Source organism: Nocardia amikacinitolerans, assembly GCF_900215415.1.
Lineage (GTDB): Bacteria > Actinomycetota > Actinomycetes > Mycobacteriales > Mycobacteriaceae > Nocardia > Nocardia amikacinitolerans.
This window is the reverse complement of record NZ_OBEG01000004.1, coordinates 254,145-275,321: the sequence shown is the minus strand read 5'-3', so window position 1 is coordinate 275,321 and position 21,177 is coordinate 254,145. Positions and strand designations below refer to the sequence as shown.

The window sequence follows — 21,177 nt, the reverse complement described above, 5'->3', positions numbered from 1 at the left end:
TCTTCTCACCGTCGCTGCCCGCCGCGGAAGCCGATCAGAGCGACGGCCAGACCGCCGCCGACCAGCACGACCGCGCCGAGCACGAAGATCCACACCGGGATGCCGTCGGAGCCGTCGTCCTCGGTGGTCCTGCCCTTGGCGTCCGCGCGGGGGCCCGGCGTGCCCTTGCCGGGCTGGCTGAGCGTGAACGTCCGCTTGCCGGTGACCGGATGACCGTCGGCGGAGGTCACCCGGTAGGCGATGATGTACTCGCCGACCGGGCCGAGGTCGCCCACCTCGACGCTCACCGTCTTGCCGTCGACGAGCGGGTCGCCCTTCGACCACAGGTTTCCGTCCGGTCCGGTGAGCGTCAGCGACGGGAAGTTCGGCTGCAACTCCTCGTTGAAGGTGACGCTGATCCGGCCGGGGCTCGTCTCCACCGTCGAACCGTCCTCCGGCACGCTGCCGACGGCCGCGGAATGCGCGGTCGCGACGCCCGCGGTGGCCAGCCCGAAGCCGAACAACAGCAGCACGGCGGCGAGCGCGGCGCCGAGACGGCGAATCGTCTTGCCGGACGGTCGAATCGCGGTACTCATGAGCGCCTCCTGAGCAGGCTGCCGAGGCCGAGCGAGACACCGAGCAGGCCGAGGGCCAAGCCGATGCCTGCCAGCCAGCGGGCGGTGTCGTCGGTGTCGTCGTCCTGCTCCGCGGCGCCGCTGTCCACGCGGTGGTCGTCGGAGTGATCGTCGCCGCCCGCCGCGAGGGTCAGGGTGGGCGCGGGGTGCTCCGGCTCGGCGCCGTCGGGGCCGACGGGCTGGTTCCAGTCGACGACCTTGCCGTCGCTGTAGGTCTGCTTGGCCGGGAAGCTCACCGTGTCCGCGCTGGGTAGCGGGCCGAGCGAGACGACGAAACGCTGGAATTGGCCGGGGCCGACGCCGGGTGCGCCGGGGTCCGCGGTCCAGGTCACCGCGACGGCCTCGGATTTGTCGTTGCGCTCCACCCTGGCCGTCCAGCCCGGCATGGGTTCTGTTCGGGCGCTGCGCACGTTGGGCAGCGTCACGGTGAGCGCGGTGGTGGACGCGGTGTCCGATTCGGTCGGCACCCGGAAGGTGACGACGGAGTACTTGCCCTGCTGCGCGCCTGGCGCGTCGACGGTCACGTGCGCGGCGGCGACACCGCAGGAGAGCAGCACGAAACCCGCGGTCGCCACGGCGCCACAGGCGCGCGAAAGTGAACTTCGCATGGGGAGAGGCTTTCTGTCCGAAGGGGATTGGGGTGCGGATCAGGCGGGCGCCGGTGGCGCGCGCGGCCCGATGGGCCCATGCGAAGCGAAGCGATAGATCGTATTCGGCGGATCGGACCAGCGTTCGGCGGACGCGACGGCGACTTGCCCTGGTGCGCCGAGCGTGGCGCGGACCGCGCGAGAGACGACCGCGTGGAGACGTTCGGCGGCCAGGATCAGGATCGCGCAGCCGAGCGTCGCGAGGATGTGCGCGCCGAGCATCCAGCCGGTCGGCAGGAAACCGGCCGGCGGGACGTCACCGCGCGCGATGTGCGAATCGCGCTGCTCGTGCACGTGTCCGGCCAGCACCGCGTGCCCGGCGAGTTGCCCGGCCGCGAGCGCGCCGAGCAGCCGCGCGATGCCACGCCCAGCATCACGTCCAGGGAGGTGTGGCAATCCGGTCGCCGCGCACCCCGCCGCGGCCGAAACTGTCAGCAGCAGGGCGAATTCCGGTGAATCCGGGTAGCCCCCGCCCGCGACGCCGTGCGCGGCGACGCTGAGCAAGCCGACCAGCGCGCCGACCGCGCCGCCGCGCGGCAGGCCGGTGCTCGGGCCGGGATGCATGACGGGGACGGCGTTCAGTTCACACCGAGGCGGGCGAGCACGTCGGCCTCGATGCCGGACAGCTCGTGCGAGATCGAGGTGTGCACCGCGCGCCTGCGGGAGGCGGGCATCTGCTCGGCGGTGCGGACCGCCGCGCCGAGGCTGTCGAGCCGGGCGCGGGTCGCGGTGACGAACTTCTGCGTCTCGCCGCCCTTGTCGTCGATCTTGCCGAGCGCCGCCTCGGTGTTGGCGATGCGGGCCTGCAGCTTCGCGCCGTGCCCGGTGTAGTCGCCGAGCTGGTCGACGCCGATGCCGAGCTGCTGGGCGCGCCGGGTGTCGAGCTGGCCGCGGACGAACGTCGCGCCGCGGTAGGCCAGCGGCGCGAGCACCGGGACGAGCACCCTTGCCACGCCGAGGTACTTGCGCACCTGACCGGGGCTGAAGACGTCACGCTCGGCCTTCGCCGCCATCTTCAGCGCGGCCTTCTCCTCGGCCTGGAGCGTGGCGATCTGCGCCTTGGCGACCTTGGCCTGGGTGCGGGCTTCGGCTCGCTTGGCCTTGCGATCGTTCTTGGCGAAGAGCTTGGCCTCCATCGCGGCCTTGTGCTTGAGGGCTTTGGCCTCGGCCCGGCGACTCGGACGCCGCTTGCGCTTCGTGAACAACCCCATCGGAAGGCCCTCCGTCAATGCTGTGTGCCAGGGCAGCGCACTCGGCGCGAGGCCGTCTGCCGTCTACCACGCGGTTTGCGCCCACCTTATCGGGTCGACGGCGGCGGCAGCGAGGGCACACCGTGTCCTGTCGGGGGTCTGGACCATACTGCATACGTGTATTCGGGCAGCGGTGACCGCGAGGGTCGCAAGGAGGACGGCTCGGCCGCGGACCGGTCGGGCGAGGTCATCCCTGCGCCGATCGAGACCGCTGCGAGCGAGACCGCGGCGGCCGGAGGCGCGCTCGACGACGCCGCCACCGAGAACGGGTCGCCCCGGAACGCGATCGAGACCGCTGCGATCCAATCGACGCCCGTCGCGTTCATCGACGCGCGCGCGTTGATCGGGTGCAGGCACCGCCTGCACCTGGACGCCGCCCACCCGCAGCTGCTCACCGGCGTCGTGGAGGATCCCGGCGTGCGCCAGCGCCGCGAGGCCGCGACAGCGCACCGCAACCGGGTGCGCGACGCGCTCGTCGCCGCCGACCCGGACAACTGGGTGATCATCGACCCCTCGGCCCGCGCGTCGGATCGCGCCGCGGCCACCATGAGCGCGTGCGCCGCTGGGGCGCAACACATCTGGGGCGGGCTGCTGCCGCAGGAACCGGACACCGGAAGACGCGGCGGTTCGGAGATCCTGCTTCGCGACCGCGACCGCGGCGGTTACATCCCGATCATCGTGGTCAACCACAAGGTCACCGACCCGCGCAAACCGGAGCCGGCCGACTTCCACCCGACCACCTCGGACCTGTACCGCTGGGATCCGCGCCCCGATCCGTCCCGCAAACTGCGCCAGCAGCCGCGCGATCAGCAGCGCCTCGCCCACCTCTACCGGATGTTGCAGCGCCACGGGCTGGCCAGCCCCGCGCTGGTCGGCGGCGTCATCGGCTACCACTTCGACCGCATCCTGGTGCACGACCTCGGCCCGCTGCTCGACGACTACGACCGCCGCTACGCCGACCGCATCGCGGTGGTGCGCGGCGAATTGCCCACGGTGCCGTCCAAGGTGCCCGAGTGCAGGCAATGCCCTTGGTGGACAAGGGGAGTCGATGGCCCGAGCTGCGAGGGCTGGCTCGCCGAGCACCGCGACGTCAGCCTGGTCGCGCCCGGCTCGCGGGCCGACGTGCTGCGCGGGCACGGCGTGGAGACCATCGACGACCTGGCCGCCTGGACCGGCGACGACCCGGAGGACTGGCAGCACGGCCCGTTCGACGAGGCCGTCGTCACCGCGCGCGCCTGGCTGGCCGGCGCGCCGCTGGTCCGCCGCTTCGACCGGGTGCACGTGCGCCGCGCCGACGTCGAGGTGGATGTCGACCTGGAGAGTTTCCAGGAGCACGGCGCCTACCTGTGGGGCACGCTGCTGGACGGGCGCTACCGGCCGTTCGTCACCTGGGACCCGCTGCCCACCGAGGACGAGGGCCGCTCCTTCGGCGAGTTCTGGACCTGGCTGATGACGGTCCGCGCCGAGGCCGCGACGGCTGGGAAAACCTTTGCCGCGTACTGCTATTCGCGCACCGCCGAGGACAAGTGGCTGTACGAGTCGGCGCGCAGGTTCGCGGGCAGGCCCGGGGTCCCGACGGTGGAGCAGGTGCGCGCGTTCGTCGACGGGCCGGAGTGGGTTGACATGTTCCAGGCCGTCACCGATCAGTTCATCTGCCCGAACGGCAAGGGGCTCAAGAAGATCGCGCCGGTGGCGGGCTTCGCTTGGCGCGATCCGGAGGCGGGCGGCGAGGCGTCGATGAGCTGGTACCGCCAGGCCGTCGGCTACGACGGTGCGCCCGACCTGACCCAGCGCACCCGGTTGCTCGAGTACAACGAGGACGACGTGCGCGCCACCCAGGTGCTGCGCGAATGGATGATGCCGCGGGTGCCGAATCCGCACTGCGCCGAGCTGGAGGTGCCCGCGCTCGCCGACTTCGGGCGCGCGCCGGAGTCGTCCGCCACCCCCTCCCTCGGTCGCGGCGCCTGATCGGTCGGGCCGCAGTTCCGCCGGGGGTTGCGATCGACGCACCTCCTCCGGCCGCGACCACGCCCGCGGCGGTAACATCGCGACGTGACTCAGCACGTCGAACAACTCGAGTTCCAGGCAGAAACCCATCAGCTGCTCGAGCTGATGATCCATTCCGTCTACTCCAACAAGGACACGTTCCTTCGGGAGCTGATCTCGAACGCGTCCGACGCGCTGGACAAGCTGCGGCTGGCGTCTTTTCAGGACAAGGACCTGCACGTCGACACGTCCGACCTGCACATCGAGCTGGAGGTCGACAAGGACAACCGGGTCCTCACCGTCCGGGACAACGGCATCGGCATGTCCCGCGCCGAGGTCGTCGACTTGATCGGCACCCTGGCCAAGTCGGGCACCGCGGAGCTGCGCAGGCAGCTGAAGGACGCGAAGACCGACGCCGCGGCCGAGGAGCTGATCGGCCAGTTCGGCATCGGCTTCTACTCGACCTTCATGGTGGCCGACAAGGTCACCCTGACCACCCGTAAGGCGGGCGAGACCGAGGGCACCCGCTGGGAGGCCGGCGCGGGCAGCTCGACCTACACCATCGAGGCCGTCGACGACGCGCCGCAGGGCACGTCGGTCGCGCTGCAGCTGAAGCCCGCCGACGAGGAGGACCACCTCTTCGACTACACCCTGGAGTGGAAGCTCAGGGAGATCGTCAAGAAGTACTCCGACTTCATCGCTTGGCCGATCCGCATGCAGGTGGAGCGGACCGTCACCGAGGGCGAGGGCGAGGACAAGCAGGAGAAGACGATCCTCGAGGAGCAGACCCTCAACTCGCAGAAGGCGCTGTGGACGCGCCCGAAGAGCGAGGTCTCCGACGAGGAGTACAAGGAGTTCTACAAGCACGTCAGCCACGCGTGGGACGACCCGCTGGAGATCGTTCCGCTCAAGGCGGAGGGCACGTTCGAATACCAGGCGCTGCTGTTCATTCCGTCGCACGCGCCGTTCGACCTGTTCACCCGCGAGCACAAGCGCGGCGTGCAGCTCTACGTCAAGCGGGTGTTCATCATGGACAACTGCGAAGAGCTGATGCCGGAATACCTGCGCTTCGTCAAGGGTGTGGTGGACGCGCAGGATCTCTCGCTCAACGTCTCCCGCGAGATCCTGCAGCAGGACCGGCAGATCCAGATGATCCGCAAGCGCCTGGTGAAGAAGGTGCTCTCGACGGTCAAGGACATGCAGGGCGCCGAGGATCAGGAGAAGTACCAGACCTTCTGGAAGGAGTTCGGCCGCGTCCTCAAGGAGGGCCTGCTTTCGGACTTCGACAACCGCGAGACCATCCTGCAGGTCTCCTCGTTCTCCTCGACGAACTCCGAGACCGAGCTGACCACGCTCGCGCAGTACGTCGAGCGGATGAAGGACGGCCAGGACGCGATCTACTACATGACGGGCGAGTCCCGTCAGCAGGTGGAGAGCTCCCCGCACATGGAGGCCTTCAAGGCCAAGGGCCTCGAGGTGCTGATCCTGACCGATCCGGTCGACGAGATGTGGGTCGGCTCGGTGCCGGAGTTCGACGGCAAGCGGTTCCAGTCCATCGCCAAGGGCGAGGTGGACCTGGAGACCGAGGAGGAGAAGAAGGAGTCCGAGGCGCTGCGCGAGCAGCAGGACAAGGACTTCGCCGAGCTGCTGACCTGGCTGGGCAAGACCCTGGAGGAGAGCGTCAAGGAGGTGCGCCTGACCAACCGGCTCACCACCTCGCCCGCCTGCCTGGTCGGCGACGTCTTCGACTTCACGCCGATGCTGGAGCGGATGTACCGTGCCTCGGGCCAGATCCTTCCGGAGACCAAGCGCATCCTCGAGCTCAACCCGACCCACCCGCTGGTCACCGGCCTGCGCGACGCGTACGACACGCGCAAGCAGGACGCCGACGAGGGCAAGGTCCCCGAGCTCACCGAGACGGCCGAACTGCTCTACGGCACCGCGGTGCTCGCCGAGGGCGGTGAACTCAAGGACCCGGCGCGCTTCGCGCACATCCTGACGGACCGCCTCACCCGCACCCTGTAAACCCTGAACCCGAAGGCCCCCTCCCCGGAGGGGGCCTTCGTCGTCTCCGGATGCCTTCGTCCGAGAGCCCTGGTTCGCTGATGAGGGTTTGCTGAAGGGTGCTTACGGGTTACCAAAACCTGTGGGCAGGAGCGCCAAACTTATTGCGCGCATAGCGATTTGGCTTACAGCGGGTTGGCGTCACGGAGATTGCTGGGGTATGGTCGGCAGTAGCGAAGGGGAGTAGCCCCCAATCATGCAGTCGACATACTGACCCGCCGCCTCCCGAGGCTCGGGTCCGGTTGTGTGAACCGGGTTTTCATCCGGTGGGCGAGACCTTCGGCCTGAACAACCATTCGTTGTCGGCCGGAGGCGTACCCAGATCTCCGGCAGGCAGGCCGGAGACCCGGGAGTACGTCACACGATGATCGCCACCATCCTGCTGAGTATCGGCATCGTCTTCCTCGCCGAACTCGGAGACAAGTCCCAGCTCATGGCGCTGACGTTCGCGCTGCGCTATCGCTGGTGGGTGGTGCTCGGCGGCATCGCGACCGCCACCGCGGGCGTGCACCTGATCTCGGTCGCGGTCGGCTACTTCCTCGGTGCGGCACTGCCCACCCGCGCCATCTCCCTGGTCGCCGCCCTCACCTTCCTCGCGGTCGGCCTGTGGACGTTGCGCGAACACCTCGGCGCCCCCGACGAAGACGACGAGCCGCGACCGCCACGCTCCACCGCGGCGCCGTTCCTCGTCGTCCTCTCGGCCTTCCTGCTCGCCGAACTCGGCGACCGGACCATGTTCGCCACGGCCGCCCTCGCCACCGACAACAGCTGGTTCGGCGTGTGGCTCGGATCCACCGTCGGCATGGTCGCCGCCGACGCGCTCGCCATCGCGGTGGGCATCGCGGTGGGCAAGCACCTGCCGGAGCGGCTCATCGGCATCTGCTCGGGGCTGCTGTTCCTCTACTTCGGTAGCACCACGTTGCTCGGCGCTGCGGTCCCGTCGCTGGGCATGTGGGCGAGCGCGGGGATCGCGGCGGTCGTTCCCGTCGTGCTCGGCGCGGTGATCCTGATGCGGCGGGTTCGGGCGGCGTCGGTGGTCGAGGTCGAAGAAGTTGCCGCGGAGAGCGCTCGGCCCGGTCGGTGAGCTCTTCCGGTGGCTTCGCCGGGTCGGCCGGGAACCCGACTCAGGCGCGGATCTCGTCGGCGACCATCGCCGACCCGTAGAGATCCCCGCTGCGCCGGACCATGTCGAGCAGCGGCGCGCACAGACCGCGCAGACCGTCCAGGTCGTCGGCCGCGATGCGGGCGGTGACCATCGCGCTGACCGCCGCCGCGAAGGTCTGGCAGGCGAAGCGCTGTTGTTCGGTGTGCGCGCGTAGCACCTCGGCGATCAGGGCGACGAAGGATTCCTGGAGCTGGGCGCGGCGGGCCAGGGCGTCGTTACCCACCGCGTAGACCTCGACGAGGTAGAGCCTGGCGTAGGCGGGGTCTTCGATCAGGCCCTCGAAGTACGCCTCGAGCAGACGCTCCATGCGATCGAGATCCGGTCCGCCCGTGACGTTCTCGTCCCCGGGGGCGGATGCCTCCGCGATGCGGGCGACCAACCGCTCCACGGCGCGCTCGTAGGCGGCCGCGAAACAGTCTTCCTTGGAACGGAATTGCTCGTAGAAGGTCTCACGGGAGACGCCCGCCACCTTCAGCACGGCCGCCACGGAGGTACCGACGTAGCCGGTGACCGCCATGGTCTCGGCCATCGCGTCCAGTATCCGGTCCCGCTGGGACGCGATCACCTGCTCCCGAGGTAAACCGTGCCTGCCCCTTGGGAGTTGGCGGGCGGTGCCTGCGGTGTCGGTCATGCGGTGGCTCCGGGTGTTCGGTGGGGCAGGTGTTCGGTGGGCGGTGCCGCGGCAGCACCGCGCCGATCAGGCGGGCCGCTCCATTCTGCGGGGTCGGGTGGGTTGGTCGGTGGTCAAGGGTGCGTCCTCGGCGCGGGCGATCTCCAGGGCCTCGGCGACTCCGCGGCGCAGCGTGGCGTCCACCAGGCGCTGGGCGAGCGGGCGGAACGGCAGCGCGACCGCCACCCACCAGGGCGAAACGACTTGGCGGCGACGGCGGGCGATGGCCCGTTCGGTGGCGTCGATGGCGGGGCCGAGCGGTGCGACGCCCGAGACGGTGGCGCGGCCGAGAATGGCGCGCGCCGCCGCCGTGCCGAAACCGCGGGTGGTCATGTCGGTGTCCAGCTCGGCGAAATAGGCGACGCCGACCTTGGCGCCGGTGTGCCTGATCTCGTTGCGCAACGTGTGGCCGAGCGCCTCGACGCCCGCCTTGGACGCGCTGTAGGCGCCAGCCAGCGGCAGGTTCACCACGCCGGCCAGCGACGAGACGATGAGCGCGTACCCCCGCGGATGGCAGATGTGCGGACCCGCGGCGCGCAGCGTGTAGTAGACGCCGAGCACGTTCACCGCGAGCGTCTCCTCCATCACCGAAGGATCGCCGCCGATCAGCGCGAGCTGCTTGGCCACCCCGGCGTTGGCGACCACCACGTCCAGCCCGCCGAGCTCGCTCACCAGTGTCTTCACCACCCGCTCCACCTGGGCGGGATCGCCGATGTCGCAGTACCGCCAAGGCGCGTCGCCGCATTCGCGGGCCACCTCGGCCAGCAGATCGGGCTCGAGTCCGAGCAGCGCGACCGCAGCGCCGTGCGCGTGCAGCTGCCTGGCGAGCGCGGCCCCTATGCCCCGCGCCGCTCCCGTGATCAGCACCTTCCTACCGGCGACCACCGGGCCGGCGAACAGCTTCATGCGGCGACGATACCACCGATGAACAGCAATGTTCGCAAATATGTTCGCTTCCCGAAGGTCGTGAGAGGGAGCCGTCCTACATCTCTCACGCCCCACCGATTATGGTGCAATTGACGAAGGGCCAACTGCCTGTCACGAACGAGAGGACCATCGTGGAGATTTCGGGTTCCGCCGCCATCATCACCGGAGGCGCATCCGGCCTCGGCGCCGCCACCGCCAAGCGTTTCGCCGAGCTGGGCGCCACCGTCTTCGGCCTGGACGTGCCGCAGTCCATCGAGCGCGCCGGTGACAACGTGCCCGCCGGGGTCACCCTGATTCCGGCCGACGTGACCAGCAACGACGAGGTCGCGGCCGCGGTCGCGCAGGTGGTCGAGTCGGGCGCGCCGCTGCGCATCGTGGTCAACTGCGCCGGTGTCGGCTGGGCCGGTCGCATCCTGTCCAAGAACGGCCCGCACGATCTGGAGCTGTTCCGCACCGTCATCACCGTGAACCTGCTCGGCACCTTCAACGTCATGCGCCTGGCCGCCGACGCCATCGCCAAGACCGACCCGGTCGACGAGTACGGCCAGCGCGGCGTCGTCATCAACACCGCCTCGGTCGCCGCGTTCGAGGGCCAGGTCGGCCAGATCGCGTACTCCGCCTCCAAGGGCGGCGTGCACGGCATGACCGTTCCCGCCGCGCGCGACCTTGCGCAGTTCGGCATCCGCGTGAACACCATCGCCCCCGGCATCATCGACACCCCGATGCTGGCCGGCGTCACCGAGGAGTACCGCAAGGGTCTCGAGGCGGGCGTGCCCTTCCCGTCGCGCCTCGGTCGCCCGGACGAGTACGCGCAGCTGTCGCAGTACATCGTCGAGCACGACTACCTGAACGGCGAGACCATCCGCATGGACGGCGCGCTGCGCATGGCGCCGCGGTAACACCCGCGCGCGAGGCCGCCTCCGATTCGCTTCGGGGGCGGCTTTTTTCGTGCTCGGCTTCTTCGTACTCAGGGCAGCGGCTTGTGCCCGATGCCGAGGAACGCGGTGGTGGCCAGCGGGGTGTTCGGACGGTAGTTCTCGACGAGGTAGGCCCGCATGGCCTCGGAACGAGCGGCCCACTCGTCCTCGCCGATCGAGCGCCGCAGCACCGCCATCGGCGCACTGCCGCGCGACATCTGCTCCCAGAGCCGATCCGCGTCGGGGAACGACACCGTCGTGGTGTGGCGCTGGATGGACACACCGGCGAACCCCGCGCCGCGCATCTCGGTGGCGAACACCTCGGGATTCTCCAGGCTCAGGAAGTTCGGCTGCGGCTCCTGGATGTTCGGATCGCCCGCCGCCATCGCGCCGAACCGCATCCGCATCAAAGGGGATTCGGCGACCGGCGCCCAACTCGACACCACCGCGATCCCGCCCGGCTTCAGCACGCGGAACAGCTCGGCGAATCCCTTGATCCGGTCGGGGAAGAACATCAGGCCGAACATCGAGAACCCCGCGTCGAACCGATCGTCCTCGAACGGGAGTTGCTGGCCGTCGCCGACCTGTAGATCGATATTGGTCAGACCGGCTTCGCGCGCGGCGTTGCCGAGACGTTCGAGCATGTGCTCGGCGAAATCCACGGCCTGCACGCGGCGCACCCGCGCGGCCGCGGGCAGGCTCAGCGTGCCGGGGCCCGCCGCGACGTCGATGATGTGCGCGTCGGCGGGCAGGTCGGCCAGTTCGAGGGCGCGGTCGGAGAAAGGCGCCATGATCGCGAGCGCGGATTCGGCGTAGCCGTCGGCGACCAGATCCCACGGTTCGGCGGCGGCGAGGGGATTTCCGGACATGTGTTCCACGATCCTTTCGACCGACACAGGCTAACTGTGTAGCCCCCTCGCAAACCATCAACTCGGCCGAATGTCACTGTGCGCGTAGACGTTCGCTCGGGCTTTAGGCGCGGGACGAGTGTCCGCATCCGCCGAGCGGCGCACGCTCCCGAGCCGGGCGGCTGATTCCGGTCGCCGAGCAGCGGCGCGTGTTCGACGACCCGAGCGGTTCAAGCCGCGAGCAGCATCGCGAGCACGGCGGTGTCCGGATCGCAGATCGGATCGAGGCCGACCCGGCTGACCAGCGAGGTGACCGTGCCGTCGGATTCCGCCTCGGCCCAGGCCGCGCGGTGTTCGAGGCCGAGGTGCGGCACGCCGGGCAGCAGCACGCAGCCGGAGGCCGCGCCCGCGCATTCCGGCAGCGACGGCCGGGTCTCCGAAGGCGGGTGCAGCATGAGCAGCGCGGGCGGCACGTGGTCGGCGAACCGGCCCGGCTCCAGCGCCTCGTCGCCGAGCACCGTGCCCTCGGCGAGCACCAGCCCGACCGTGCCCGGCTCCGGATCGTCCGGCAAATCCTCGCGGACGCCGAAGACGGTCGAGGTGGCGAGCAGGCCGGGCAGACTCGCCACCCGCACAGCGAGCACGAGCACCTGCGCCCATTCTTTGGTGGTGTCCGGCCAGCGACCGGAGATGACGAACCCGCGCAGCGATCCGCGCGAGTGGAACGGCGTGACGCCGATCGGCCCGTTGGTCCGCATCGTGCCTCCCGAGGTGAAACCGGGGGCGGCCTTGCCCGTCCTCGAACTTGTTGGATTCAGAGGATGACTCACGGATCATCTGGCACACAAGTACCAATGAGTGCTAATCGGGCAGAGAACAGCAAAAAGCCCGCCGGGCGATCATCTGCCCGGCGGGCCAATCGGCCCAGCTCGCCGACCGCGCACTCCCAGCCACGTCGGGGCGAGTCTTACGAGCCCGTTCGCGGCCGTCTCGCTTCCGAGTGGTCGAAGCGCATGCGACGAAGTCGCGAGTCTCGACCGCTCGGAAGCGAGACATAAAGGCCGCGAACACGCGCGCGCCAGCGCGCCGAAGACTCAGCCGAAGATCAGGCCTTTGCCCTGGCTGACGGCGCGGGCGAAGCGCTCCTGCACGTCCTCCCAGTTGACGACGTTCCAGAACGCGGTCACGTAGTCGGCCTTGACGTTCTTGTACTGCAGGTAGAAGGCGTGCTCCCACATGTCGACCTGCAGCAGCGGGATGATGCCGAGCGGGACGTTGGCCTGCTGGTCGTAGAGCTGGAAGGTGAGCAGCTTCTGGCCGAGGGTGTCGTAGCCGAGCACCGCCCAGCCGGAGCCCTGCAGACCGTTGGCGGCCGCGGTGAACTGCGCGCGGAACTTGTCGAACGAACCGAACTGGTCGTCGATCGCGGCGGCCAGCTCGCCGACCGGCTTGTCGCCACCGTTCGGGGAAAGGTTCTTCCACCAGATGGAGTGGTTCACGTGGCCACCGAGGTGGAACGCGAGGTTCTTCTCGTAGAGGAAGATCGCGCCGTGATCGCCGGACTCACGAGCCGCCTCGAGCTTCTCGAGGGCGGTGTTCGCGCCAGCGACGTAGGCCGCGTGGTGCTTGGAATGATGCAGCTCGTTGATCTGCCCGGAGATGTGGGGCTCCAGGGCGCTGTAGTCGTAATCCAGATCTGGCAGCGTGTACTCAGCCACGATGTCCCTTTCTCAGTTGTCGGGCTGTTGCGCCCGGATCGAGCGCTTCCAACCATCATTCGTACACCCGCTCGGTTGCAACCGGGCCGTGTGCCCCCACATTCCATCGGAGATCGGATGATCATGCAGGGGTCGGACGGGGCATGAGCGGAAGGACAATTCGACCGCGAGCATTCGTGAGTAGCATCGAACCATGTCGTTCTTCGACGAACTGGTCGGACGGATCCGTCTCCCCGACCCGGTGATGGTGGCGCCCGATCAGGCGCTCCCCGGCCGGGAGGAACCAATTCTGGTGCCGGATACCCACTTCGTGAACGGACATCCCCTCCGTCCGCCCTTCCCGGAGGGCATGGGGGTGGCGGTCGTCGGTATGGGTTGTTTCTGGGGCGCGGAGAAGGGTTTCTGGGAACTCGACGGCGTCTTCACGACCGCGGTCGGTTACGCGGGCGGGTTCACGCCGAACCCGACCTACGAAGAGGTGTGCAGCGGACGCACCGGCCACACCGAGGCCGTGCTCGTCGTCTTCGACCCGGCGGTGCTCGGGTATCCGAACGTGTTGCGGCACTTCTGGGAGGACCACGATCCGACCCAAGGAATGCGCCAGGGCAACGATCGCGGAACGCAGTATCGGTCGGCGATCTTCACGCTGGACGACGAACAGGCCGAGCTGGCTCGGAGTACCGCGGAGAGCTACGGAAAGCGCCTGGCGGAGGCGGGATACGGGTCGATCACCACCGAGATCGCGCCGCTTCCGACGCCTGGCGCGGGCGGGCCGGGGCCGAATCTGTCCGGGTTCTACTACGCCGAGGGGTATCACCAGCAGTATCTGGCGAAGAATCCGGGCGGATACTGCCCCGTGCACGCCACCGGGGTGAGTTGCCCGGTCGGTCTCGGAGCCTGAAAGTCTTCGCGCCAAGGAGCTTCGCGTCGGCCGCGCTCGGCGGTCTCGACGCTCCGGGTCCCGCGGTGCGGCTCGGTGGTTGGGCGGCATTCCAGCTGCGTGAACGCGAACGCCGCGCGATCGGACGCGCGGCGTTCGCGGAATCTCTTTACAGCGGCGGAACGATGCCAGGGCGGATGGTGCGCGGATCGCCCGCGTCGTGCGCCTTCCACCAGCGCACGCCGCCCGCGATGAAGTCGGCGGGTGCGATCTCCTTGCCCTTGGCGTCGTGCACCGTGAGGCTGTCGAACCAGACCCGGACGTCGAGCTCGCGCGGGTCGATGCCCTCCTCCTGGGAGAACTCGAGTACGTGCGACGGGGTGTGGTCGTCGATCTTGGTGTCGAAGCTGAGCAGTTCGCGCCACAGCGACCACCCGCTGTCGTCGACGTCGATGAATTCCCAGCCGTGCAGGCGGCCGCCGCCGAAGCTGCGAATCGCCTCGTCGAGGCCGTCGAGATCCAACGGAAGGACTTCCGCCTCGATGTCGTCCCAGCGCTGGATGCGCAGCGAGGCCGCGACCCGGCTGACGCCGGTGAAGTTCAGGCGGACCTGGTGATCCTGCGGCGCTGTCTCGTCGGCGGGCACCGTCAACACGGTCAGATCGAGGCGCAGCGTCGCCGCCTCGGTATCGACCTCGAGCCCGAGGCAGGTCGCCTCCGAGATCGCGGTGTTGAATCCGCTGGAGTCCAATCCGTCGAGTAGCCCCCTGCTCACGTTCATGCCCCCAGGCTACCCAGAGCACCAGCTGGAACCCGGTATTTCATTTTTTCGCTAGTGTTCTCGTTTTTTCTGGAACCGAATCGTTCGCCGTGCCGTCCAAGTAAGTGTCGGGACCCGCTCGGCCGCGGTTCCGAGGCGGCGGCGAACGACCGCTCCGGGATGGACAAGGAGGGGAGTCCCGGATCGGTCGTTCGCGACGCGCGCTTCACTGCGGATCTGCCGAACCGGGCCGCGTGGGTCCCGATCCCGTCTCGACGAGGGTGGAACGGATTCGCGTGACGTTTGCTTATAGCCGCGGCCTGTGAGTGTCCACGGTCGCGATAGGCGCCGCCTGTGGATCAGCTTGTGGATTATGTGGATAACTCCCATGCCGCGGCAGGCTCCGCCCCGAACCCGCCCGTGACCGCTACGCGGGCGACGGCACGCACGTGCGCCGATCATGGCAGGATCGAATCGTGACGAGCTCCGAGATCCCGGCGGTGGGGGTGGAAGACCTGCCCGGCGAATTCGACCACAGCGAGCGACCGGACCAGGTCCGGGCCATCCTGCTCGATGTGCGCGAGGACGACGAGTGGCAGCTCGGGCACGCCCCAGGCGCGATCCACATCCCGATGGTCGACGTGCCCGCCCGCACCGACGAGCTGGACCCCGACGCCGAGGTCTACGTGGTGTGCAGGCAGGGCGGCCGGTCGATCGAGGTGGCGAAATACCTGGCCTACATCGGTTTCGAGGCCGTGCAAGTCAGCGGTGGCATGGTGGCCTGGCAGAAGTCGGGTCGCCCGCTGGTCGGCGAGAGCGACCAACCGGCGAAGATCTACTGACGAAAGAGCGAGGTGCCCAGGCAATGAGCGTCAGGCCGGGAAGCGGCTGCCCGCGGGACCACGTAGGGCGAGCGAAGGACACGCTGTGAGTACCATGCTGCAGCCCTGTGCGCGCTGCGGCGCGCGGTGGGCCGTACACGGCACCCCGATGCATTGGTGCCCGCGCTGCCACGGCGTGCTGCTCTCACCCGGGCCACTCGACGCTCCCGCGGAACGGCGCAACTACCGCTGGGTGGCCCGCCGTCCCGACCAGCGCAACGGCAGGCCCGTCGTGACGGCGGCTCGCAAGCCTGCCGCGCCGACTCCGCGCTATACGCAGATTCCGCGCTGGGGCCTACGTGACGAACCGGGCGCCGCGGCCGACGCGACCCCGCGCAGGCGCACCGCCGTGCTGGCTGGTCGGGTCACGCCGCTGTTGCTCGTCACCGCCGGGATGTTCGCGCTCGCCGCGGTCGGCGAGTTGGTGCGCTATGTCGTCCTGCTGGTCAACCGGACCCGTCTCATCGATCCGTGGGCGCTGCGTTTCTCGGATTGGCTGGTCACCGGGTCTTCGCTGCTCGCGCTGGCCTTCGCGCTCGCCAGCGGCGTCGCCCTGCTCGGCTGGCTCGTCGAGACCCGCCGCGCGGTGTTCGCGAAGGCGGGCCGCAGCGATCCCCGTTCCGCTCCCGCGCTCGTCCTCGGCTGCCTGATCCCGGTGGTGAATCTGGTCTGGCCTGGCGTGTTCCTCACCGAGATCGCCACCGAACGCGGCGATCCCAGGGCCCTGCGCGCGATCCGGATCTGGTGGTGCGCTTGGGTTTTCGGCGGGCTGATGGCCGCGGCCGCGCTGCTCTGGCGGACCGCGGATTCGTTGCAGGTCAAGGCGGACGGCGTGCTGTTCACGGCGTTGACCGACGCGGTCGCCGCGGCGGTGACGGTGCTGACGCTCTGGATGCTGCGGTTGCTGGACGGGCGCGACCTGTTCGGGCGGCTCCGGTTGGCGCGCCGCTGGGTGGTCGCCGTCGATCCGCCGGTGCCGGTCATCGAGCCGGTGCACCCCGCCCGCGCCGAGGCGCCGTCCCGGGATGCGGCCGACGCCGAGATCACCGAGGATCGGGATGCCGACAGCGGTGCCGTTCAGCACGAGGAGGTCATGGCCAAGTGAGCCAGAGCAGTCGCGCACCGTTCGTCGTCGCGCACCGCGGCGCTTCGGCGGCGCGTCCCGAGCACACGCTCGCCGCGTACGAACTCGCGCTCCAGGAGGGCGCGGACGGCGTGGAGTGCGACGTCCGGCTGACCAGGGACGGACATCTGGTCTGCGTGCACGACCGCACGGTCGACCGCACCTCGTCGGGCACCGGGCTGGTCAGCGAGATGACACTGGACGAGTTGCGCTCGCTCGATTTCGGCGGCGACGGCCAGCCCGCCTCGGTGCTCACCCTCAGCGAACTCATCGAGCTGGTGCTCGACTGGCGCAGCAGACCGACCAAGCTGTTCATCGAGACCAAGCACCCGGTCCGCTACGGCGCGCTGGTGGAGAACAAGCTGCTCGCCGAGCTCCAGCGCTTCGGCATTGCCACGCCCGCCTCGGCGGATCACTCGCGCGCCGTCGTCATGTCGTTCGCGGCGACCGCTGTGTGGCGGATCCGTCGCGCCGCGCCGCTGCTGCCCACGGTGCTGCTCGGCGAGTCCTCGCGCTACCTCGGCGGCGGCGCCGCGACCACCGTCGGCGCCACGGCCGTCGGGCCGTCGGTGAAGACGTTGCGCGAGCACCCGGATCTGGTGGACAAGGCCGCCGCGGCGGGGCGCGCCACCTACTGCTGGACCGTGGACGATCCCGAGGACGTGCTGCTGTGCGCCGACCTCGGCGTGAGCTGGGTCGCGACCAATCACCCCGGCCGCACGAAGACTTTGCTCACCGCCGCGTAATCGGTTCCGTCCCACGCCGTGGCGCGTTGCGGCGACGGTCACAGCACCCTGTAGTTTGAGCCCTCGTGGGTAAGAGCAAGCGCAACAGTCCGAAGCCCGGAGGGAACCGGGCGCAGCGTCTCGCCGAGCGCAAGGCGGCGCAGGAGCAGGCGGCCAACGCCGTCACCCGGCCATTCGAAGGGTTGGCCGCGGAATGCGATCTGGTCGCACTGCGGGAATTCGTGCCGTCGGCGACCGCGACGCTGAAGCTGTCGCCCGAGGTGGCCGCCGAGCGTTCGGTCGTGCTCGCCACGGTGCTGCCCGGCGCGGTGGCCGCGCTGGTCCGCGCTGGCGACGAGCCGACCGGTTACGTCGGCACCCAGGTGCAGTTCCAGGGCGCCGACCCGGCCGCCGATATCGCCGCCGCGATCCTGTGGACCCAATCCGCCGAGCCCGGCGACTCGCTGACCTCCGTCGAGAGCGTCGCGGGCGGTCCGAGGCTGGCCGACGTCATCGATCCAGGCGCCGACCTCGAACTCACCGTGCACCAGGACTTCGACTGGTGGGTCCCGGAGGGCGTGACACCCGATCCGCAGGTGGCCGCGACCATCGAGCAGGCCAAGCAGGCGATCATGCCGTCGGCGCGGCTGGAGCTCGGCGGCGACGCCGTCGGCGCGGCCTGGTGGGTCGACGCCGGTGAGAAGGCGCATGTGCGCTGGGTCCGCCCGGAGAACGAGGACGACCTGATGCTGGCGCTGGCCCGGCTGCACGCCTCGGGCGGGCTGCACATGGGCGAGGGTTCGCGCTTCGCGGGCTCGTTCCGCACGCACGGGCTGCTGGTGCCGGTGTTCGACCTGGATCCGGAGCGCCACCCCAGCGAATGGACCGAGCCCGCCGCCGAATTCGGCGTCCGCCTGCTCGGTGCGCTCGCCACGGACACGCCGCTGACCGCCGACGAGCGCCGCTCGCGCGATGGTCTGCGCTCGCGTCAGGTGACCCTGCGCTGACTCCGGAAATTTCCCGGAGCATTTTTGTGAAAAACCCTTCTTTCAGACCTGTCGCGGGATAAGTTCTCCCCATCACCGTTACTGGTGATGGTGCGGATTACCGCACCGCACAGATGAGGAAAGTAGGGAACACCATGGAAGCCATTCTTGCGCTGCTCAAGACGCTGCTCAGCTCGTTGAGCGCCAGCTGAGGCAACCATCTCGGTCCGAACAAGCCCAGCTCGTCGCGAAGAGCTGGGCTTGTTCTGCCGAAAGCCCTTTTAGATGTGGCCGCCCGCTGTCGAGGGCGCGCCCGAAGCATCGGACGGAGAACTCATCTCCCGCGCGATGAAATTCTCCAGATCGAACATGTTCGAACCGGCGCGGTCGGCGACGTTGAGCAGCGTCGTCATACGGGCGACCTCTTCGACCTGTTCCTTGAGGAACCACTGCATGAACTGCTCGCCGAGGTAGTCGCCCTCTTCGCGGGCCGTGCTCGCCAACCGGATGATCTGGTCGGTGACGGTCTTCTCCTGGTTGAGTGCCAGGGCGATCGGTTCCCGAACATCGTCGAAATGGGACTTCGCCGGATCTATGCCGGAAAGCTCGACGCTGATATCCCGGTCGAGGAAGTACTGCACGATCATCATCGCGTGATTGCGCTCTTCCACGGCCTGCGCGTAGAACCGCTTTGCCAGAATCGGCAGATCCGCATTGTCGAACCACACCGCGATCGCGATGTATTGGTGTTCGGCATTGAATTCGTGCCGGATCTGGTCGTGGAGCAGGCTGTGGAACTTGCTTTTCGGGGATTCCGGATGGCTGGACATGTCGCCACATTATCGCTGGTCAGGGCGCCTGTCATCCAAGTGCACCCTTATTGAGGCTAGTATTGCCTAATTAAATGTTCACTGCGCCAGCCATTTTCGGGGCCGAAATGTCTGGCTTTGTGGAAGCGCGTACCTCGCGCGCCACGAACTGCTCGACGTCGAACAGGTTGCCCTCCCGGTCGAGCACCGTCAGCAGCGTCGTCATCCGGGCGACGTTGTCCAGCTGCGCTTTAAGGAACCACTGGGTGAATCGCTCGCCGAGGTAGTCGCCGGTCTCCCGCGCGGCCTTCGCGAGCGCGGTCACCCGCGCGGTGTACTCGCGCTCCGCCTCGAGCAGGAAAGCCATTGCGGCGCGCGGGGATTCGAAGTCGGAGCGGATCGAGTCCAGACCGCCGACCCGGATCTCCAGATCCCGGTCGAGCAAATACTGCACCATGCGCAGCGCGTGGCCACGGTGCTCCTCCGAGCGGGCATAGCAATGTCGAGCCAACTGCGGGAGCCGGTGCGCGTCGAAGTAGACCGCACCGGCCAGATACTGCTGCGCGACGGTGAATCCGTGCCGGATCTGATCGCGCAGCAGGGCCGGGAACGACAGGGCGCCATCGGTGTCGGACATACTCCGACGCTACCGCGTGAGCAGCTCCTCCGGGATGGATCTGTCGTCCGCGAGCGCCTCGAAGAACGCGCCCGCCTTCGTCTTGTCCCAGAGCAGCACGTTACCGATGCCGGAGACGTCGTCGAAACCGCCGACCGGCACCGTGGTCGCGACCGTGTCGCCGCGCATCGCCCAGCCGAGGCGGCCGAGGTCCCAGATGTGATCGCCCTCGTCGACCTTCAGCGAGCGCGCCGTGTCACCCGCCAGCGGCCACAGTTTGAACGGGTTGGCCAGGGTCGCGCCGCTGGTCGCCTTCTGCAACAGCGCGGCCATGAAGAGGCGCTGGTTGTTCATCCGGTCGATATCGGCGAGCGCGGTCGCCCTCGACCGCACGAAGCCGAGCGAGTCGGGCCCGTTCAGCTTCTGGCAGCCCGCCTCCAGGTTGATCCCGGCGAGCGGGTCGTCGATGGGCTTGGGCACGCAGACGTCGATGCCGCCCAGCGTGTCGACGATGCCCGCGAAGCCGGCGAAGCCGATCTGGGCGTAGTGGTCGATGCGCAGGCCAGTCGCGACCTCGACCGTCTGCACGAGCAGCTGCGGCCCGCCGATCGCGAACGCGGCGTTGAGCTTGTCCTTGCCGTGGCCGGGGATGCCGACGTAGGAGTCGCGCGGCAGGCTGACCAGCGTGGTCGGGCCCGACTTCGGGATGTGCACCAGCATGATCGTGTCGGTGCGCTCCGGACCGACCTCGCCGCCGGTGGCCAGCTCCTGTTCCTGTTCGGGGGACAGCCCGCCGCGACCGTCGGAGCCCACGAGCAGCCAGTTGGTGCCGGGGGTGTTGCCGACCCGGTCGGTGTATCCGGCCAAGGCGTCGATACGGGTCAGCTTGCCGTCCAGGTTGATCACCGCCGCGACCGAGCCGACGACCAAGAGCAGCAGAAACACCAGGAACCACCGGAAAGGACGCCGCTTGCGCCGCGGGCGCGGGGCGCGATCGGCGCGCGGTGGCGCGGCAGGAGGCGGCGGTGGTGGAGTGCCGCGGCGTCCGCGCGGGCTGGGGGTGTGGGCGCGCGGGACGGGATCGTGGAACGGCTCCGGTTGTTGCGTCGGCGCGTACTCGGGTTCGGCTTTGCGCATTCGCGGGGGTGCTTCGTGCGACTCCTGGGGGACCTGTGAGTAGGCGAGTTGCTGCGGGTCGGCGCCGTCGCGGCGAAGGATCTTGGTGGTTCGTTCGATGCGGCCGGGTTGTCCGTACGGCGGGGGTCCTCCGTGGCCCGCGACGGGGTGGCCGGGAGCGGCGTGATCCTTGGGCGCGTCGGCGGCCCCGCCCGAGCGCGAGGCAGTGCCTCGGCCATGCGGTGGTGGCGGGACGGGGGCGCGGCCGTGCGGCGGCGCACCGGCGTGGCTCGATCGCGGGGTCGCTCGACCTCCCGGCGTTGCGGCACCGCCGTGCGGGGTTCGACCTGGCGGCGGCGCTGCGGCGTGGCCCGGCGGCGAGGGGTTGCCACCCTGTGGCGGTCGTGCGGAGTGGCGCTGTGGCGGGACGCCATCGCGGCCGCGCGGCGGGTTGGACCGGCCGTGTTCAGGGGGC

22 protein-coding genes are annotated in these 21,177 nt (G+C 69.2%); 9 read left to right on the top strand and 13 right to left on the bottom strand.

All coding sequences use genetic code 11. The features are described from left to right. Nucleotides 1-5: 5 nt before the first annotated feature. Genes CRP45_RS19650 through CRP45_RS19635 form a run of 4 tightly spaced genes read right to left on the bottom strand, consistent with a single transcriptional unit; the run spans nucleotide 6 to nucleotide 2,472 of the window. Complete coding sequence (locus tag CRP45_RS19650; RefSeq protein WP_097246305.1) at nucleotides 6-575, bottom strand: copper resistance CopC family protein; 570 nt, start codon at nucleotides 573-575, stop codon at nucleotides 6-8. After that, nucleotides 572-1,222 (bottom strand): YcnI family copper-binding membrane protein, encoded by a 651-nt coding sequence (locus tag CRP45_RS19645; protein ID WP_097246304.1) that lies wholly within the window; start codon nucleotides 1,220-1,222, stop codon nucleotides 572-574. Before CRP45_RS19645 ends, CRP45_RS19650 begins: the two co-directional genes overlap by 4 nt. Before the next feature lie 39 nt (nucleotides 1,223-1,261). Further along, a complete protein-coding gene (locus tag CRP45_RS19640) occupies nucleotides 1,262-1,825 on the bottom strand; it encodes a hypothetical protein (RefSeq protein WP_097246303.1) in 564 nt (187 codons plus the stop codon). 14 nt (nucleotides 1,826-1,839) lie between these two features. Then, nucleotides 1,840-2,472, bottom strand: a complete 633-nt coding sequence (locus CRP45_RS19635; RefSeq protein ID WP_067786476.1) for a DUF6474 family protein — start codon at nucleotides 2,470-2,472, stop codon at nucleotides 1,840-1,842. Nucleotides 2,473-2,796: 324 nt separating this feature from the next. Here CRP45_RS19635 and CRP45_RS19630 point away from each other — a divergent pair, with 324 nt between their 5' ends. From CRP45_RS19630 to CRP45_RS19620, 3 genes are all read left to right on the top strand, one after another. Further along, nucleotides 2,797-4,479, top strand: a complete 1,683-nt coding sequence (locus tag CRP45_RS19630) for a TM0106 family RecB-like putative nuclease (RefSeq protein ID WP_097246657.1) — start codon at nucleotides 2,797-2,799, stop codon at nucleotides 4,477-4,479. A gap of 84 nt (nucleotides 4,480-4,563) precedes the next feature. After that, nucleotides 4,564-6,522, top strand: a complete 1,959-nt coding sequence (htpG, locus tag CRP45_RS19625; protein WP_097246302.1) for a molecular chaperone HtpG — start codon at nucleotides 4,564-4,566, stop codon at nucleotides 6,520-6,522. Between the two features lie 403 nt (nucleotides 6,523-6,925). Then, nucleotides 6,926-7,645 carry a TMEM165/GDT1 family protein gene (locus CRP45_RS19620; RefSeq protein ID WP_097246301.1) on the top strand — a complete coding sequence of 240 codons (720 nt, stop codon included), beginning with the start codon at nucleotides 6,926-6,928 and terminating at the stop codon, nucleotides 7,643-7,645. A 40-nt stretch (nucleotides 7,646-7,685) separates the two neighbouring features. Here CRP45_RS19620 and CRP45_RS19615 read toward each other — a convergent pair whose 3' ends face one another. Then, complete coding sequence (locus CRP45_RS19615; RefSeq protein WP_067786482.1) at nucleotides 7,686-8,357, bottom strand: TetR/AcrR family transcriptional regulator; 672 nt, start codon at nucleotides 8,355-8,357, stop codon at nucleotides 7,686-7,688. A 66-nt stretch (nucleotides 8,358-8,423) separates the two neighbouring features. Beyond that, complete coding sequence (locus CRP45_RS19610; RefSeq protein WP_097246300.1) at nucleotides 8,424-9,302, bottom strand: SDR family NAD(P)-dependent oxidoreductase; 879 nt, start codon at nucleotides 9,300-9,302, stop codon at nucleotides 8,424-8,426. A 152-nt stretch (nucleotides 9,303-9,454) separates the two neighbouring features. Between CRP45_RS19610 and CRP45_RS19605 the strand changes: the two genes are divergently transcribed. Then, complete coding sequence (locus CRP45_RS19605) at nucleotides 9,455-10,222, top strand: SDR family NAD(P)-dependent oxidoreductase (protein WP_067786688.1); 768 nt, start codon at nucleotides 9,455-9,457, stop codon at nucleotides 10,220-10,222. Between the two features lie 68 nt (nucleotides 10,223-10,290). Here CRP45_RS19605 and CRP45_RS19600 read toward each other — a convergent pair whose 3' ends face one another. The 3 genes from CRP45_RS19600 to CRP45_RS19590 form a co-directional block, all read right to left on the bottom strand. Then, nucleotides 10,291-11,109: a class I SAM-dependent methyltransferase gene (locus CRP45_RS19600; protein ID WP_067786486.1), complete on the bottom strand. Its 819-nt coding sequence runs from the start codon at nucleotides 11,107-11,109 to the stop codon at nucleotides 10,291-10,293. 209 nt (nucleotides 11,110-11,318) lie between these two features. Then, entirely contained in the window at nucleotides 11,319-11,846 is a 528-nt protein-coding gene (locus CRP45_RS19595) for a peptidase (protein ID WP_067786690.1), read from the bottom strand. Between the two features lie 336 nt (nucleotides 11,847-12,182). Next, the gene (locus CRP45_RS19590) at nucleotides 12,183-12,806 is read right to left on the bottom strand and encodes a superoxide dismutase (protein WP_067786488.1); all 624 of its coding nucleotides are present in this window, start codon (nucleotides 12,804-12,806) and stop codon (nucleotides 12,183-12,185) included. A 193-nt stretch (nucleotides 12,807-12,999) separates the two neighbouring features. Here CRP45_RS19590 and msrA point away from each other — a divergent pair, with 193 nt between their 5' ends. Beyond that, a complete protein-coding gene (msrA, locus tag CRP45_RS19585) occupies nucleotides 13,000-13,707 on the top strand; it encodes a peptide-methionine (S)-S-oxide reductase MsrA (RefSeq protein ID WP_097246299.1) in 708 nt (235 codons plus the stop codon). A 148-nt stretch (nucleotides 13,708-13,855) separates the two neighbouring features. Here msrA and CRP45_RS19580 read toward each other — a convergent pair whose 3' ends face one another. Further along, nucleotides 13,856-14,467: a hypothetical protein gene (locus CRP45_RS19580; RefSeq protein WP_097246298.1), complete on the bottom strand. Its 612-nt coding sequence runs from the start codon at nucleotides 14,465-14,467 to the stop codon at nucleotides 13,856-13,858. Nucleotides 14,468-14,922: 455 nt separating this feature from the next. Here CRP45_RS19580 and CRP45_RS19575 point away from each other — a divergent pair, with 455 nt between their 5' ends. The 4 genes from CRP45_RS19575 to CRP45_RS19560 all read left to right on the top strand — a co-directional run bounded on the left by CRP45_RS19575 (nucleotide 14,923) and on the right by CRP45_RS19560 (nucleotide 18,182). Further along, a complete protein-coding gene (locus CRP45_RS19575) occupies nucleotides 14,923-15,288 on the top strand; it encodes a rhodanese-like domain-containing protein (RefSeq protein ID WP_097246297.1) in 366 nt (121 codons plus the stop codon). A 94-nt stretch (nucleotides 15,289-15,382) separates the two neighbouring features. Further along, nucleotides 15,383-16,432, top strand: coding sequence for a DUF4328 domain-containing protein (locus CRP45_RS19570; protein WP_245910292.1), 1,050 nt, complete (start codon nucleotides 15,383-15,385; stop codon nucleotides 16,430-16,432). Further along, nucleotides 16,429-17,196 (top strand): glycerophosphodiester phosphodiesterase, encoded by a 768-nt coding sequence (locus CRP45_RS19565; RefSeq protein WP_067786493.1) that lies wholly within the window; start codon nucleotides 16,429-16,431, stop codon nucleotides 17,194-17,196. The genes CRP45_RS19570 and CRP45_RS19565 overlap by 4 nt, the downstream gene beginning before the upstream one ends. Before the next feature lie 65 nt (nucleotides 17,197-17,261). Continuing rightward, entirely contained in the window at nucleotides 17,262-18,182 is a 921-nt protein-coding gene (locus CRP45_RS19560; protein ID WP_097246295.1) for a DUF5926 family protein, read from the top strand. Nucleotides 18,183-18,442: 260 nt separating this feature from the next. Here the strand turns inward: CRP45_RS19560 and CRP45_RS19555 are convergent, their stop codons facing one another. The 3 genes from CRP45_RS19555 to CRP45_RS19545 form a co-directional block, all read right to left on the bottom strand. Further along, on the bottom strand, nucleotides 18,443-18,991 hold the full coding sequence (locus tag CRP45_RS19555) for a ferritin (protein ID WP_067786497.1): 549 nt from the start codon (nucleotides 18,989-18,991) through the stop codon (nucleotides 18,443-18,445). Nucleotides 18,992-19,061: 70 nt separating this feature from the next. Continuing rightward, nucleotides 19,062-19,607, bottom strand: a complete 546-nt coding sequence (locus CRP45_RS19550) for a ferritin (RefSeq protein WP_097246294.1) — start codon at nucleotides 19,605-19,607, stop codon at nucleotides 19,062-19,064. A gap of 9 nt (nucleotides 19,608-19,616) precedes the next feature. Continuing rightward, entirely contained in the window at nucleotides 19,617-20,804 is a 1,188-nt protein-coding gene (locus CRP45_RS19545) for an LCP family protein (protein ID WP_097246656.1), read from the bottom strand. Between the last annotated feature and the right edge of the window lie 373 nt (nucleotides 20,805-21,177).

Bases quoted from the DNA above. Each gene is read 5' to 3' on its own strand.
- CRP45_RS19610 (WP_097246300.1), bottom strand. From the start codon at position 9,302: ATGAAGCTGTTCGCCGGCCCGGTGGTCGCCGGTAGGAAGGTGCTGATC.
- CRP45_RS19645 (WP_097246304.1), bottom strand. From the start codon at position 1,222: ATGCGAAGTTCACTTTCGCGCGCCTGTGGCGCCGTGGCGACCGCGGGT.
- CRP45_RS19570 (WP_245910292.1), top strand. From the start codon at position 15,383: ATGCTGCAGCCCTGTGCGCGCTGCGGCGCGCGGTGGGCCGTACACGGC.
- CRP45_RS19620 (WP_097246301.1), top strand. From the start codon at position 6,926: ATGATCGCCACCATCCTGCTGAGTATCGGCATCGTCTTCCTCGCCGAA.
- CRP45_RS19595 (WP_067786690.1), bottom strand. From the start codon at position 11,846: ATGCGGACCAACGGGCCGATCGGCGTCACGCCGTTCCACTCGCGCGGA.
- CRP45_RS19580 (WP_097246298.1), bottom strand. From the start codon at position 14,467: ATGAACGTGAGCAGGGGGCTACTCGACGGATTGGACTCCAGCGGATTC.
- CRP45_RS19600 (WP_067786486.1), bottom strand. From the start codon at position 11,109: ATGTCCGGAAATCCCCTCGCCGCCGCCGAACCGTGGGATCTGGTCGCC.
- CRP45_RS19550 (WP_097246294.1), bottom strand. From the start codon at position 19,607: ATGTCCGACACCGATGGCGCCCTGTCGTTCCCGGCCCTGCTGCGCGAT.
- CRP45_RS19615 (WP_067786482.1), bottom strand. From the start codon at position 8,357: ATGACCGACACCGCAGGCACCGCCCGCCAACTCCCAAGGGGCAGGCAC.
- CRP45_RS19650 (WP_097246305.1), bottom strand. From the start codon at position 575: ATGAGTACCGCGATTCGACCGTCCGGCAAGACGATTCGCCGTCTCGGC.
- CRP45_RS19640 (WP_097246303.1), bottom strand. From the start codon at position 1,825: ATGCATCCCGGCCCGAGCACCGGCCTGCCGCGCGGCGGCGCGGTCGGC.
- msrA (WP_097246299.1), top strand. From the start codon at position 13,000: ATGTCGTTCTTCGACGAACTGGTCGGACGGATCCGTCTCCCCGACCCG.
- CRP45_RS19635 (WP_067786476.1), bottom strand. From the start codon at position 2,472: ATGGGGTTGTTCACGAAGCGCAAGCGGCGTCCGAGTCGCCGGGCCGAG.
- CRP45_RS19555 (WP_067786497.1), bottom strand. From the start codon at position 18,991: ATGTCCAGCCATCCGGAATCCCCGAAAAGCAAGTTCCACAGCCTGCTC.